A 13,319-nucleotide genomic window follows, 5' to 3' on the forward strand; every position below is an offset into this window, starting at 1 on the left:
GAGAACAATAACAATGATCTTCACCCCGGAACACGAAGCCCTGCGCCGTATCGTCCGCCAATTTGTCGAGCACGAGATCAATCCGCACGTCGATGAATGGGAAAAGGCTGGACGCTTCCCGATCCACGAGATTTTCCGCCAGGCCGGCGACCTCGGTTTGCTGGGGATTTCCAAGCCGGAAAAATTCGGCGGCATGGGCCTCGATTACAGCTATTCGATTGTCGCCGCCGAAGAGTTCGGCACCATTCATTGCGGCGGCATTCCGATGTCGATCGGCGTGCAGACCGACATGTGTACGCCTGCCCTCGCCCGTTTCGGCTCCGATGAATTGCGCGAAGAGTTCCTGCGCCCGGCGATCACTGGCGAGCAGGTTGGTTGCATCGGCGTCTCCGAAGTCGGTGCAGGCTCCGACGTCGCCGGGCTGAAAACCACCGCGCGCAAGGACGGCGACGACTATGTGATCAACGGCAGCAAGATGTGGATCACCAACTCGCCGAGCGCCGATTTCATCTGCCTGCTGGCCAACACCTCGGACGACAAACCGCACATCAACAAATCGCTGATCATGGTGCCGATGAACACGCCGGGGATCAGCCTCAGCTCGCACCTGGACAAGCTCGGCATGCGCAGCTCGGAAACCGCCCAGGTGTTTTTCGACAACGTGCGCGTGCCACAGCGCAATCGCATCGGCCATGAAGGCGCCGGGTTCATGATGCAAATGCTGCAGTTTCAGGAAGAACGCCTGTTCGGTGCGGCAAACATGATCAAGGGGCTGGAATATTGCGTCGACAGCACCATCGAGTACTGCAAGGAGCGCAAGACCTTCGGCAATGCACTGATCGACAACCAGGTCATCCACTTCCGCCTCGCCGAATTGCAGACCGAAATCGAATGCCTGCGCGCGCTGGTCTATCAGGCCACCGAGCAGTACGTGAAAGGCCAGGACGTCACGCGGCTGGCGTCGATGGCCAAGCTCAAGGCCGGGCGTCTGGGCCGCGAAGTCAGCGACAGCTGCCTGCAATATTGGGGCGGCATGGGTTTCATGTGGGACAACCCGGTGGCCCGCGCCTACCGCGATGTCCGGCTGGTATCGATTGGCGGCGGCGCCGACGAGATCATGTTGGGGATTATCTGCAAACTGATGGGCATCCTCCCGGGGAAAAAGAAATGAGCAGCCTGCCGCAATGTCAGACGCTGTTGCTGGAACTGCATGGCGGCGTGCTGCACATCACCCTCCATCGGCCGGACAGTCGAAATGCGATGAGCCTGCAGATGGTGGCTGAACTGCGCACGGTGCTGGCGGCTGTGCGTGATGACCGCGCTGTTCGGGCGTTGGTGCTCAGCGGTGCCGGCGGGCATTTCTGTGCCGGTGGCGATATCAAGGACATGGCCAGCGCTCGCGCTCAAGGCACCGAGGCTTATCGCGTTCTGAACCGGGCGTTCGGCGCCCTGCTGGAAGAAGCCCAGCACACGCCGCAAGTGCTGATCACCGTGCTGCAAGGCGCGGTGCTCGGCGGTGGTTTCGGTCTGGCCTGTGTCAGCGACATCGCGATTGCCGATCATCAGGCGCAATTCGGTTTACCGGAAACCAGCCTCGGCTTGCTGCCGGCGCAGATTGCGCCGTTTGTGGTGCAGCGCATCGGCCTCACCGAAACCCGTCGACTGGCACTGACCGCCGCACGTTTCGATGGGCACCAGGCACGCGGTCTGGGGCTGGTGCATTTCGTCGAAGAGGATTCGCAGGCCTTGGCTGAGCGGCTGGATGAGGTGTTGCAACATGTGCTGTGTTGCGCGCCGGAGGCGAATGCCATGACCAAGAAATTGTTGTTGGCGAGTGCCGGGCAGCCTTCAAGTGAATTGCTCGATGAGGCGGCGCAGTGGTTTAGCGAAGCAGTGACTGGCGCCGAAGGTGTGGAGGGAACCATGGCTTTTGTGCAGAAGCGTAAACCTCGGTGGGCCACTTAAAAGCATCGCGAGCAGGCTCACTCCTACAGGGGAAATGCATTCCAGATGTAGGAGTGAGCCTGCTCGCGATGAGGCCATCACATTCACCGCCAAATACTCAGGAAGATCACCATGCCCGCCATCCACAAAATCCTGATCGCCAACCGCGGTGAAATCGCCTGCCGCATCCAGCGCACCGCCCAAGCCTTGGGCTATCGCACCGTCGCCGTCTTCAGCGATGCAGACGCCGATGCCCTGCACGTTCAGATGGCTGACCAAGCCGTTCGCATTGGTCCGTCCCCCGTTCAACAGTCATACCTCAACATCCCTGCGATCCTCGACGCCGCTCGCCGCAGCGGCGCTGACGCGATCCATCCCGGCTACGGCTTTCTTTCGGAAAACGCCGAATTCGCCCGCGCCTGCGAACAGGCCGGGCTGATCTTCATCGGCCCCAGCGTCGAAGCCATCGAATTGATGGGCAGCAAACGCCAGTCAAAAATCGCCATGCTCGAAGCGGGTGTGCCGTGCATCGCCGGTTATCAAGGCGCCGAACAGGACGACGCCACCCTGCTGCGTGAAGCCGAGCGAATCGGCTACCCACTGATGATCAAGGCCAGTGCCGGCGGTGGTGGGCGCGGCATGCGTCTGCTGCAAAATGCGGCTGATCTGCCGGCGCAACTGCGCACCACGCGCTCCGAAGCATTGAACGCGTTCGGCAGCGACGAACTGATCCTCGAACAGGCGCTGATCGAACCGCGGCATGTCGAAGTGCAGCTGTTCGGCGATCAGCACGGCAACCTGATCTACCTGGGCGAACGTGACTGCTCAATTCAGCGTCGCCACCAGAAAGTCATCGAAGAAGCGCCCTGCCCGGTGATGACCGCCGAGTTGCGTCAGGCCATGGGTGAAGCGGCATTGAAAGCCGGGCGCGCAGTGAACTATGTCGGCGCCGGCACCGTTGAGTTTCTGCTCGACACACGCGGCCAGTTCTACTTTCTGGAGATGAATACGCGTCTGCAAGTCGAGCACCCGGTAACAGAACTGATTACCGGGCTGGATCTGGTCGCATGGCAATTGCTCGTTGCCGAAGGTCAGCCGTTGCCGCTGACCCAGGATCAGGTTCAGCTCAACGGACATGCCATGGAGGTGCGGCTTTACGCCGAAGATCCCGCGCAAGACTTCCTGCCACAAACAGGCCGAGTGCAAGCCTGGGAACCGGCGCTGCAGCACGGTACGCGAATCGACCATGGTTTGCTTGAAGGGCAATCGGTCAGCCCGTTCTACGACCCGATGCTCGGTAAGCTGATCGCCTGGGGTGCGACTCGCGAGGAAGTCCGACGCAAACTGTTGCGCGCGGTACAGGACACGGTGCTATTGGGTGTACAGAGTAATCAGCGCCTGCTCGCCAGTCTGTTGCAACACCCGCAGTTCATCAGCGGCGACTTCAGTACTGCCTTCATCGCCCGGCACTTCAGTGATCACCCTTGCCTGCACCGCTCCATTCCGGATGCCGAGCAGCTGGCGATCGCAACGGTACTTTTCTATCAAACCAGCGCCCGCAGCCACCGCGCACCACTTAACGGCTGGCGCAATAACGCGAATGTGCCGCTGCATTATCGCCTCGGCCTCGACGATCAGACCTGGACCGTGCAACTGCTCGCTGAGGCACACGGCGTGTTCAAAGTGCAGATAGCCGACCGCACGCTTGAATTGAAACTTATCGACCACGATGCCCAGTCGGTCACGCTGGAAGTTGACGGTCTTCGTCAGCGCCACACCTACCGCCTGAATGACGAGCAACTCTGGTTGTTCTGCCATCCCGGCAGTCTGCACCTTGAGGATCGAACTCACGCCGTGATCGACAGTCAGACCAGCGTCAGCTCCGGCACCCTGAAAGCCCCCATGGACGGTGCCATCGTCGACGTACTGGTCAGCGAAGGCAGTCCGGTCAGTAAAGGTCAGTTGCTGGTGGTGCTGGAGGCAATGAAAATGGAGCACCCGCTCAAGGCCGGTATCGACGGCGTGCTCAAGCGGGTGCAGGTCAAGGTCGGCGATCAGGTAAAAAATCGTCAGGTTCTGTTGCAGGTCGAGTAGTCAGCCACACGCCCGTGCGGGTTTTGACTACGCTCTGAGTTATCAGAACGCGGAAATCAGGAACCCTGCGATGCCTCACTGGCTGGTCATAGATCTGGAAGCCACCACCGATGAGGGTGGCTGGCCAGTCACCGAAATGGAAATTATCGAGATCGGCGCCACCCTGGTCGATCGCGCCGGGCGCGAGCAGGATCACTTCCAGCGTTTCGTCAAACCGACGCGACGGCCGTTGCTCACGCCTTTCTGTCGTGAACTGACACACATCACCCAAGCCAATATCGACTCGGCGCAAGTGCTGACCGAAGTCTGGCCGGCGTTCGAACGCTGGCTCGCGCAACATCAGACACGCCTTGAAGGCTGGGCCAGTTGGGGTGATTACGACCGCAAGCAGTTGTTGCAGGAGTGGCAGCGTCTGCAAATCGACAGTGGCTTGAGCAAAGTGCCGCACATGAACCTCAAACAACGCTTCGCCAAGGCCCGGCGCCTGGAGCGTCCATTAGGCCTCAACGGTGCGCTGCAATTGGCTGGCATGCAGTTCAGCGGCCAGCAGCATCGGGCACTGGAAGATGCACGCAACACCGCGCGGTTGTTGCCACTGGTGTTGCCACTCTAGGGTCAATTCGAGAACTCACCAGACAGACGCCGGGCAGGTGACGGCGCGAAAAGCCTTGTGCATACTGGCCGCCTCCAATTTCTAACCCTTTTCGAGGAATCGCCCATGTTTAAAGTCAACGAGTACTTCGACGGCACCGTCAAGTCGATCGCCTTTGGCACCGCTGAAGGTCCGGCGACCATCGGCGTCATGGCCCCGGGCGAATACGAATTCGGCACCGCTCAGCGTGAAATCATGCATGTGGTTTCCGGCGCACTGACCGTCAAACTGCCCGACAGCAGCGACTGGGAAACCTTCGCCGCCGGCAGCCAGTTCAACGTCCCGGCCAACAGCAAGTTCCAGCTGAAAGTTGCGGTCGACACCGCTTACCTGTGCGAGTACCGCGGCTAAACCCACGGCTTTCACTGCGATAAAAAATGTCCGTGTCCAAGGACACGGGCATTTTCGTTTCAGAGACGGATTACTCGAGAATCTCCACCGGCATGCCGACTTCGAGTCGGCCATTGTTGTCGTTGACCAGATTCTGGCCGAACATCGCACCATCGGCTTCGGCGCGGTACTTCTGCAAGGTGGCCAGAGGTTCGCGGTCGGCACTGCGCTCACCGGTTTGCGGGTCGATGGTGGTGAGGATACAACGCGAACACGGCTTGACCACGCGGAATTCAACATCGCCAATGCGAATGCGCTTCCAACTGTCTTCGGCATAAGCCTCACTGCCTTCGATCACCAGGTTCGGCCGAAAACGCAGCATTTCCAATGGTCGTCCGACCTGTTGCGAAAGGTCCTGCAAAGAGGCCTCGCCGATCAACAACAGCGGAAATCCGTCAGCGAACGCGACCTGATCGTCATCCTTGCCGAAGCCTGCCTGGGTGGTCCGGGCGCGATCCAGCGGCACCTGCACCAGCCGGGTCGGTTTGCCGATGAAATCGCTGACCCAACGGGCCGCCTCATCACCGGCATCCGGCACGCGCAAAGTATCGCGCCAGATCGTCACGCCGCGCAGTTCTGCGTTGTTGCCCGGCAATGCGATTTCGATGGGAGGCTGTTGCGGCGCACTAAGGGTCAGACCGCCCTGCGCATTCCATAACGCCGACAACTGACTCATCTTCGCTTCAGCGCGCTGGGTCAGAAAGCGGCCGCTGGCCTCGTCCACGAGCATCCAGCGTCGATCGCCATCAAGCCCCAGCTTGTCGAGATCAACACTGTGCAGCACATCGACTTTGCCGGATTTCAACGGGTAACGATAAAGCGCGCTCAGACGCAGCATGGCCAGCTCCCTGGAGGGTAAAAACGCCACCCTATACGAGCTTGATCAGGAATCAAAGAGCAATAACTGTGGAGTGAGCCTGCTCGCGATAACGGTGTGTCAGGTAATGATTCGGGGCTGACACACCGCTATCGCGAGCAGGCTCACTCCTGCAATGGGTGTGTGATCAGGCCGGAACTTCGTCGAGCATCAGACGCTGGCGAACCACGTCGACCAGTTTGTCCGGCTGGAACTTGGAGAGGAAGTTGTCGCAACCGACCTTCTTCACCATCGAATCGTTGAAACTGCCGGACAGCGAAGTATGCAGCACCACGTACAGGCCACGCAGACGCGGGTCGTTGCGAATTTCGGTGGTCAGACGATAGCCGTCCATTTCCGGCATTTCCGCATCGGTGAAGATCATCAGCAGCTTGTCGGTCATGTTCACGCCGGTATCGGCCCAGGCCTTGAGCATGTTCAGCGCCTTCAGGCCATCGCTGGCAATGTGCATTTTTACCCCGAGCTGGCCGAGGGTGTCGCGCAATTGCGAAAGTGCCACGTTGGAGTCGTCCACCAACAGCACTTCACGGCCACGGGCGCGCTCGAGCACCGGATCATCGAGTTTTTCACGCGAGACCTTGGCGTTGTACGGGACGATTTCGGCGAGGACTTTCTCGACGTCGATGATTTCCACCAGTTGATCGTCGACCTTGCTGATCGCGGTCAGATAGTGCTGACGCCCGGCGCTGGTCGGCGGCGGCAGAATGGCTTCCCAGTTCATGTTGACGATGCGATCCACACCGCCCACCAGGAAGGCCTGCACCGAGCGGTTGTATTCGGTGACGATGATCGTGCTGTTCGGCCCCGGCACCAACGGACGCATACCGATCGCTTGCGACAGGTCAATGACCGGCAAGGTCTGACCGCGCAGATTGACCACTCCGCACACAAACGGATGACGCTGCGGCATCAAGGTCAGCTTCGGCAGTTGCAGCACTTCCTGAACCTTGAACACGTTGATTGCGAACAACTGCCGCCCGGCCAGTCGAAACATGAGAATTTCCAGGCGATTCTCACCCACCAGTTGCGTGCGTTGGTCTACCGTGTCGAGAATGCCGGCCATCAATGACTCCTGGGCTTGTTCTGATGAATTCACTATGTGAGGTTATCGGCGGCAAATCGCAGTTCTTGATTGCCATACCCGACCCCATCAAAAATGCCATGAACAGGCATTGATGTCACATTAACATCATGGTTTACTGGCCCGGTGATTTTCATCTGCTACATTCTCTGCGGCGCGACCTCGGTTTGCACGGTAGGTTCCCGCGTCTAAGGGATTCCCCTAGTAACAATCAGGCCCAACCTGATATTCGCAATATCCAATAGCCATTAATGTGACGCCATTCTCATTGCATGAACGGAGTCAGGCTATTGTGTGCGATCGCAGTTCAGTGGAAACAAGCCCTCTGGAACCTCTCAGTCTGTGCACTTGCACGTCTGGGCGCGATCTCCCGACGATTCACGATCGTCGCCACACACGGCATTCCCTCATCAGACATGACGTTGTGGAGATAAGCATGCCAATGGACCGCAAAGAGTGGGTACAACGCTTCCCCGAATTCCTTGTCGAGGCCGAGCAACTCCTGGCCAAGTCCGAAGAATGCCTCAGCCATCTGCAATTGATCAGCAATGACAAGGACGCCATCGAGTGCATGCTCGGTACTCTGCTGAAACTCGCACGCAGGGCTGAAGCCCTGGCGCTGGAGGCAATTTCCGAGTTTTCCCTGCACATTTACAGTCTGCTCAACCTCAATCAGGATCACGTCGACCTTCACGAACAGGCCCTGCAAGCCTTGCAGGATTGCTTCACATTGATGGCCTGGCAGCTTGAACTGGTCGATCAGCAGACAGGGCAACTGAGTCTGGATGAAAGTGAGCAGGCTTCGCTGCTCGAAGCATTCGCCTTCCAGGTCAACCAAAGCCGCCATCAACCGCCCCGGACGGGCAAACGTTTGCCCCAACTGCCCTACTCGGGACAAGCCTGACCCGCACTCGGTACCCGCGCAAGCACTTGGTACACAAGCGTTGAATGTCGCAATTGAATAGTTCATACCTGCCAGCGACAAGTCGAACTAAATAATCACTGAAAGCCGACGCCGATATTTTTTGCCGGCCTCAGGGTTTACCTGTGTGCAAACAAGCACAACTTCAGGCAACACTGACATCTATCGAACACAACAAATCGACTTTTCCATTATGGAACTTGCGTCCAATATCACGTATTTCCTGACTCAATGGACATATATAGCAAACGCGACCAACGGTATCTTAAGTGGTATTATGCCGCCCATTAGTTGCTTTCAAATTAGTGGCACAGTGATCTCAGAGATCGCTATCCACTGATAATTGGGCGGCCAATACGTTTACTGAACCGCGTTGAAATCAATAACATAATTGATAGCATTTTCAGACAGAGACCCGTCAGCCTCCGGCCGGTCTGCCCGCAGCGAACATCCATTGGCTCCATCCGTTATGTACGCCAGCCTCAAGTCAATCACTACATGGCCACCCTCCCGCGAAAATGCTCGCCGGTTCACACTCATACTGTGTGTCGCGGCCACGCTCGGCAGTTTGCTGACCTACGCTCTTTCAACACCACTTTGCCTGGGATTGCTGCTGCTCGATATCGCTGCTACTGCGTGCGTCTGGGTGCAATATCGACTGTCACGCAAATCGATCAAGTTTCAGCCGCAGGAACTCGCTGACCGCTTGCTGGAAGTCCAGGAAAACGAGCGTCATCGCCTCAGCCGCGAACTGCACGACGATATCGGCCAACTGCTGACGGCCGCCAAACTGCAAAGCGAATGGCTCAAGCGGCGCATGCCCGACGACTTGCAGGAACAATGCACCGCGCTGTGCGACACCCTGGAAGAAACCCTCAACAAGGTGCGCGACGTTTCAGCCATTCTCAACCCGCGCCAGTTGACCAGCCTGGGACTTGAAGCCAGCCTGCGTGCGCACCTGCTCAAGACATTGGCCAACACTAACGTGCACTGGAGCCTCGATTGCCAGCAGCGGCTCAATGGCATTCCGGAAGAAATGGCAGTCGCCGCCTTTCGTATTACCCAAGAGGCTGTTACCAATATCCTGCGTCATGCCCAGGCAAAAAATCTGGTGATACGCGTGCAACGTCTGCCCAAAGGTCTGACGTTGCTGATCAGCGATGACGGCCTGGGATTCGCCCCGGCGGCCAACCCGGGTCGTGAAGGACAACGAGGCATGGCCGGGATGGCCGAACGAATCGAGCAACTGGGTGGCACCCTGAACGTCATCAGCGAACCGGGCAAAGGCACTCAAATCGAAGCACTCTTCCCGTGGGCGCCACGCGCACTCGAGCGGGCCAGTACGAATAAGGTTATGCGTTGACTTGCAACTTACTTCTGGTGGATGACCACTCGCTGATCAGGGCCGGCGTGCGCGCTCTGGTACTGGATATTCCCGGTTACGCGGTGATTGGCGAGGCCAATGACGGTTCGCAGCTGCTCGAAATGGTCGAGCAACTGAATCCGGATATCGTGTTGCTGGATATCTCCATGAAAGAAACCGGTGGCCTGGAAGCCCTGCAACGGCTCAAGCGGGTACGCCCGCAGAGCAAGGTGTTGATCCTGTCGATGCACACCGATCCGGCGCTGATCATGCAGGCGCTGGAATCCGGCGCCCACGGCTACCTGCTCAAGGACACCACAGCGACAGAGCTTGAGCATGCACTGGAAGCCTTGCGCAACAACGAGCGCTACCTGAGCCCGGCCATCGCCCATACCGTCATCAATCAGGCCCTGACCCGTAATCAGAAGCAGCAGCCGGAGGCAGCCGACTCGCACAATCTGACCGCGCGCCAACTGGAAATCCTGCGCTTGATCGTGCGCGGAAAATCCACCCGGGAAATCGCCAATGGCCTGGGCCTGAGCATCAAGACTGTCGAGACCCACCGTTCACAAATCATGAAGCGTCTGCAAATCTACGACGTGGCGGGTCTGGTGCTGTTCGCCGTGCGTGAGCAGATCATCAGCCTGGACGACTGACCAGCCCGGCGCTGCTCAACAAGGGAGAATGTTCCGGCAAATGCACGCGCAACGCCGCCGGACGCGCCTCGAATCGCATGCTGTCACCTTCGAGCGGTTCGCCATCAAGATTGATGCACAGCCCCTCGGCCACCTTGATTTCGACCCATGGCAAACGGGTGCGAACAAACATGTTGTCGATCCCGAAACCATCGCTGAGCAGCGTCTTCAAGGTGCCCACCAACTCTTGGGGCGCCGGCAGAATGCTGATATCCAGCAAGCCATCATCGGCCAGCGCCTCCGGGCACAATACGTGTCCACCGCCGGCCTGTCGGCCATTGCCGATACCCAGTGCCAACAGCTCGCCACGCCAGTGAAAATCCGGCCCCTGAAGTTCGCCGTAAGCGGCATGCAGCTCGCTGAATCGTGACAAGCCAGTGAACAGATAGGCAGCACCGCCAAGTACTTTTTTCAGGTCCTCGGAGGTATTGGCCGTGACCTGGCTGCCGAAACCACCGGTGGCCATGTTGAGAAAAATCTGCCCGCCCACTTCACCCAGATCGATGGCGCGCGGTGGCACATCGAGCAGCTCAAGGGCTTCGGCAGGCTCCAGTGGTACGCCGGCGGCACGGGAAAAATCGTTGGCAGTGCCCAAAGGCAGGAGTACGAGGCTGGCTTTGCCAGGATGCGCGGCGAGCGCTTCGGCGATATCGCGCAAGGTGCCATCGCCGCCCCCGGCAATGATTTTCGTGTAGCCGTCGGCCAAGGCTTGTTCTACCCAGCGCTGTGCGTCCCCTGCCTCCCAAGTCAGACGCACGGCCAGCTCCCAGCCTTGCTTGCGCTTGTCCTCGACGGCGGTGCGTACCGCCTCGTTGAGTGCCTGCTTGCCATGCAGAATCAACAGCGCCCGGCGTTCACTCATAACATCACTCCCAAATCGATCGGTTAAGACATCTTGACCACTGGCGCACGCAAAAAAGCCGTCATACCCGTAATTAATTCAGCCTCCTGGCGCCGGACGTCCTACACAGCGGTACCTTTTCTTACAAAACATGCGGAATCGGCTTAATTGACCCGGTTCGAGCATTGCGTCACCGTGTGTTGGCGGTATCGATTTTCAATCCAACACACAAGGACGTGCATGTAATGAGTGGATACACCCTATGGGCTCTTGCCGGTTCGAGAGCTGGAAAAGGTTGCAAGCAAACAGTTGAAACAATCGGTGGATGCTTCCATGCCTGGTCATGAAGCGAGAATACCCATGAGCCCGGTTGGACCGATTGTCGAAAGTCGCGCGAATCACAAGTCCGATTTCAAAAACAGCGCCAGAACCACTGGAGAAGTTGATATGGAACCCCGTGTTACCGAGCTGGAAACCCATCTCAAATACCTTCGACGGGACATGGACGAAATTCGCGGTGATGTCCGAACGATCAAACACCGGCTTGCGTACTCGGCGGGTGCAACAGCGGTAGTGCTGGGTTTGCTGGGCTGGGTGGCCAATAGCCGATTCGATCAGCTTGTGACATTGATCAGCAATTAATTGAATCAGTCATTGCAGGCGCCGCCTGAGTCAGCCGACGCCTGCATTTACGAGATAGCGATCAGTCGAGCAAGTCACTCAGCGGGATGAAGACCACTTCGTCTCCGATGCTCAGCGTGCGACCTTCCAGCACTTCGACCAATCCATCTGCCCACGCGGCGCTACGCAGTACACCTGAGCTCTGGTTGCGGTAGACAGTCGCCCGTCCTTGCTCAAGGCGGCCTCGCAGGTACTCACGCCGATTGCCTGCCACCGGCCAGTCAAACCCCGCTGGCACGGTGAACTTCAGCGGCTCGACGACCCGAACGCCCTGACGGCGTAACAGATAAGGCCGAGTGAGCAGCGCAAAGGTCACCAGTGTCGACGCAGGGTTGCCTGGCAAGCCAATGACCGGCACGTTGCGGAAATGGCCAAAAGTTAGCGGTTTTCCGGGTTTGATCGCCAGCTTCCAAAGGGCAAGCTCGCCCTCTTCACGCAATGCGACACCCAAAAAATCCGCCTCACCCACCGACACGCCACCGGTGGAAAGAATCAGGTCAACATCCTGCAACTCCCCCAGACGGGTGCGGGTAGTGGCCAAATCATCCGGAAGAATACCGGCATCGATCACTTCACAACCCAGTCGTTGCAGCCAACTGCACAGCAACACTCGATTGCTGTTGTATATCTGTCCCGGCCCCAGGGCCTGGCCCGGCTCGACCAATTCATCGCCAGTGGAAATCACCGCAACACGAACCTTGCGCACGACCTTCAATCCGGCGCAGCCCAACGATGCGGCTAATCCCTGCTCTATCGGACCCAGCCGAGTTCCGGCGGGCAGGATCAGTTCACCGACTGTGGTTTCCTGACCTTGCGGGCGAATGTTCTGCCCGGCCTTCATCGGTTCAAGGAAACGCACCCGTTCATCGGTTTGAACCTCAGCGTTTTCCTGCATTTCCACGCAATCAGCGCCCGCGGGCACCGGCGCCCCGGTGAAGATCCGTGCACAGGTGCCCGGCTTCAGCGGTTCGGGGGATTGCCCGGCAAACACCTTCTGACTGACCGGCATCGGTTCGCCCGTCCAGTCGGTCAGATTCAGCGCATAACCGTCCATGGCACTGTTTGGCCAGGGTGGCAGATCCAGCGTCGAAATCAGGTCTTCGCTCAGCACACGCCCCTGAACCTGAGCCAGCGGCAAATCCTCATGCTCGACAATCGGCGACGCGTCGGCCATGTCGAGCAGGCGCTCCAGCGCCAGCTCGACCGGCATCAGTGCTCCGGTCTTGCCCGGCTTACCCACGGGATTCACAAGGCGCTGCCTGCTTCAAATGAGTCACGAAGTTGCACGGGCGATGACGCGCGTCCAACTGCTCGCCCAGGATGCCATCCCAACCGGTGCGTACGGCATTGGTCGAACCTGGCAGACAGCACACCAGCGTGCCGTTGGCCAGACCGGCCAGCGCACGGGACTGAACTGTCGAAGTGCCGATATCGGCTACCGAAATCTGCCGGAACAACTCACCAAACCCGTCGACCTGTTTATCCAGCAGGCAGGCAACCGCTTCCGGCGTGCTGTCGCGACCGGTAAATCCGGTACCGCCGGTGATCAGCACGACCTGCACGACATCGTCGGCAATCCAGGTGGCGACTTGCGCGCGAATTTTGTAGAGGTCATCTTTGAGCAAAACCCGCTCCGCCAAACGGTGGCCCGCCGCCGTCAAGCGATCGACGAAGACCTGGCCTGAGGTGTCGGTTTCCAGAGTTCGGGTGTCACTGACTGTCAGCACCGCAATATTGAGCGGCACGAAAGGTACATCAGCCTTGGCTTTCATAGGCTCG

Annotated in this window: 14 protein-coding genes; 9 read left to right on the plus strand and 5 right to left on the minus strand. The window is 58.6% G+C overall.

Going from position 1 to position 13,319, the window contains the following annotated elements:
- Positions 1-13: 13 nt before the first annotated feature.
- From atuD to BMY54_RS17755, 5 genes are all read left to right on the plus strand, one after another.
- Positions 14-1,171 carry a citronellyl-CoA dehydrogenase gene (gene atuD, locus BMY54_RS17735; protein ID WP_093435074.1) on the plus strand — a complete coding sequence of 386 codons (1,158 nt, stop codon included), beginning with the start codon at positions 14-16 and terminating at the stop codon, positions 1,169-1,171.
- Positions 1,168-1,965: an enoyl-CoA hydratase/isomerase family protein gene (locus BMY54_RS17740; RefSeq protein ID WP_093435077.1), complete on the plus strand. Its 798-nt coding sequence runs from the start codon at positions 1,168-1,170 to the stop codon at positions 1,963-1,965. Before atuD ends, BMY54_RS17740 begins: the two co-directional genes overlap by 4 nt.
- A 111-nt stretch (positions 1,966-2,076) precedes the next feature.
- Positions 2,077-4,038 (plus strand): acetyl/propionyl/methylcrotonyl-CoA carboxylase subunit alpha, encoded by a 1,962-nt coding sequence (locus tag BMY54_RS17745; RefSeq protein WP_093435080.1) that lies wholly within the window; start codon positions 2,077-2,079, stop codon positions 4,036-4,038.
- Between the two features lie 70 nt (positions 4,039-4,108).
- Complete coding sequence (locus BMY54_RS17750) at positions 4,109-4,651, plus strand: 3'-5' exonuclease (protein WP_093435082.1); 543 nt, start codon at positions 4,109-4,111, stop codon at positions 4,649-4,651.
- Positions 4,652-4,756: 105 nt separating this feature from the next.
- Positions 4,757-5,041, plus strand: a complete 285-nt coding sequence (locus tag BMY54_RS17755) for a pyrimidine/purine nucleoside phosphorylase (protein ID WP_003226701.1) — start codon at positions 4,757-4,759, stop codon at positions 5,039-5,041.
- A gap of 70 nt (positions 5,042-5,111) precedes the next feature.
- On the opposite strand, the gene BMY54_RS17760 is transcribed toward BMY54_RS17755, so the two are convergent.
- Together BMY54_RS17760 and BMY54_RS17765 are read right to left on the minus strand one after the other, a co-directional pair.
- Positions 5,112-5,918: an MOSC domain-containing protein gene (locus BMY54_RS17760; RefSeq protein ID WP_093435085.1), complete on the minus strand. Its 807-nt coding sequence runs from the start codon at positions 5,916-5,918 to the stop codon at positions 5,112-5,114.
- Positions 5,919-6,084: 166 nt separating this feature from the next.
- Positions 6,085-7,020, minus strand: a complete 936-nt coding sequence (locus tag BMY54_RS17765; protein WP_064391361.1) for a chemotaxis protein CheV — start codon at positions 7,018-7,020, stop codon at positions 6,085-6,087.
- 454 nt (positions 7,021-7,474) lie between these two features.
- Here BMY54_RS17765 and BMY54_RS17770 point away from each other — a divergent pair, with 454 nt between their 5' ends.
- The 3 genes from BMY54_RS17770 (at position 7,475) to BMY54_RS17780 (ending at position 9,979) form a co-directional block, all read left to right on the plus strand.
- Complete coding sequence (locus tag BMY54_RS17770; protein ID WP_093435088.1) at positions 7,475-7,942, plus strand: hypothetical protein; 468 nt, start codon at positions 7,475-7,477, stop codon at positions 7,940-7,942.
- 487 nt (positions 7,943-8,429) lie between these two features.
- Positions 8,430-9,323, plus strand: coding sequence for a sensor histidine kinase (locus BMY54_RS17775; RefSeq protein WP_093435091.1), 894 nt, complete (start codon positions 8,430-8,432; stop codon positions 9,321-9,323).
- Positions 9,320-9,979, plus strand: a complete 660-nt coding sequence (locus BMY54_RS17780; protein ID WP_093435094.1) for a response regulator — start codon at positions 9,320-9,322, stop codon at positions 9,977-9,979. Before BMY54_RS17775 ends, BMY54_RS17780 begins: the two co-directional genes overlap by 4 nt.
- On the opposite strand, the gene yegS is transcribed toward BMY54_RS17780, so the two are convergent.
- Complete coding sequence (yegS, locus tag BMY54_RS17785) at positions 9,963-10,880, minus strand: lipid kinase YegS (protein ID WP_093435097.1); 918 nt, start codon at positions 10,878-10,880, stop codon at positions 9,963-9,965. The two genes, BMY54_RS17780 and yegS, sit on opposite strands and share 17 nt — an antisense overlap.
- Positions 10,881-11,192: 312 nt before the next feature.
- Between yegS and BMY54_RS30630 the strand changes: the two genes are divergently transcribed.
- Positions 11,193-11,501, plus strand: a complete 309-nt coding sequence (locus BMY54_RS30630; protein ID WP_175559630.1) for a hypothetical protein — start codon at positions 11,193-11,195, stop codon at positions 11,499-11,501.
- Positions 11,502-11,562: 61 nt separating this feature from the next.
- Here BMY54_RS30630 and glp read toward each other — a convergent pair whose 3' ends face one another.
- Positions 11,563-12,789 (minus strand): molybdopterin molybdotransferase MoeA, encoded by a 1,227-nt coding sequence (glp, locus tag BMY54_RS17795; protein ID WP_093435103.1) that lies wholly within the window; start codon positions 12,787-12,789, stop codon positions 11,563-11,565.
- Positions 12,773-13,312 carry a molybdenum cofactor biosynthesis protein B gene (gene moaB, locus BMY54_RS17800; protein WP_093435105.1) on the minus strand — a complete coding sequence of 180 codons (540 nt, stop codon included), beginning with the start codon at positions 13,310-13,312 and terminating at the stop codon, positions 12,773-12,775. Before moaB ends, glp begins: the two co-directional genes overlap by 17 nt.
- Positions 13,313-13,319 lie beyond the last annotated feature (7 nt).

The sequence above is a fragment of the Pseudomonas sp. ok266 genome, from assembly GCF_900110195.1.
Taxonomy (GTDB): Bacteria; Pseudomonadota; Gammaproteobacteria; order Pseudomonadales; family Pseudomonadaceae; genus Aquipseudomonas; species Aquipseudomonas neuropathica.

Coding starts and splice junctions, on each gene's coding strand:
- BMY54_RS17745 (WP_093435080.1), top strand. CDS start 2,077: ATGCCCGCCATCCACAAAATCCTGATCGCCAACCGCGGTGAAATCGCC.
- BMY54_RS17775 (WP_093435091.1), top strand. CDS start 8,430: ATGTACGCCAGCCTCAAGTCAATCACTACATGGCCACCCTCCCGCGAA.
- BMY54_RS17770 (WP_093435088.1), top strand. CDS start 7,475: ATGCCAATGGACCGCAAAGAGTGGGTACAACGCTTCCCCGAATTCCTT.
- BMY54_RS17755 (WP_003226701.1), top strand. CDS start 4,757: ATGTTTAAAGTCAACGAGTACTTCGACGGCACCGTCAAGTCGATCGCC.
- BMY54_RS30630 (WP_175559630.1), top strand. CDS start 11,193: ATGCCTGGTCATGAAGCGAGAATACCCATGAGCCCGGTTGGACCGATT.
- BMY54_RS17760 (WP_093435085.1), bottom strand. CDS start 5,918: ATGCTGCGTCTGAGCGCGCTTTATCGTTACCCGTTGAAATCCGGCAAA.
- BMY54_RS17750 (WP_093435082.1), top strand. CDS start 4,109: ATGCCTCACTGGCTGGTCATAGATCTGGAAGCCACCACCGATGAGGGT.
- atuD (WP_093435074.1), top strand. CDS start 14: ATGATCTTCACCCCGGAACACGAAGCCCTGCGCCGTATCGTCCGCCAA.
- moaB (WP_093435105.1), bottom strand. CDS start 13,312: ATGAAAGCCAAGGCTGATGTACCTTTCGTGCCGCTCAATATTGCGGTG.
- yegS (WP_093435097.1), bottom strand. CDS start 10,880: ATGAGTGAACGCCGGGCGCTGTTGATTCTGCATGGCAAGCAGGCACTC.
- BMY54_RS17765 (WP_064391361.1), bottom strand. CDS start 7,020: ATGGCCGGCATTCTCGACACGGTAGACCAACGCACGCAACTGGTGGGT.
- BMY54_RS17740 (WP_093435077.1), top strand. CDS start 1,168: ATGAGCAGCCTGCCGCAATGTCAGACGCTGTTGCTGGAACTGCATGGC.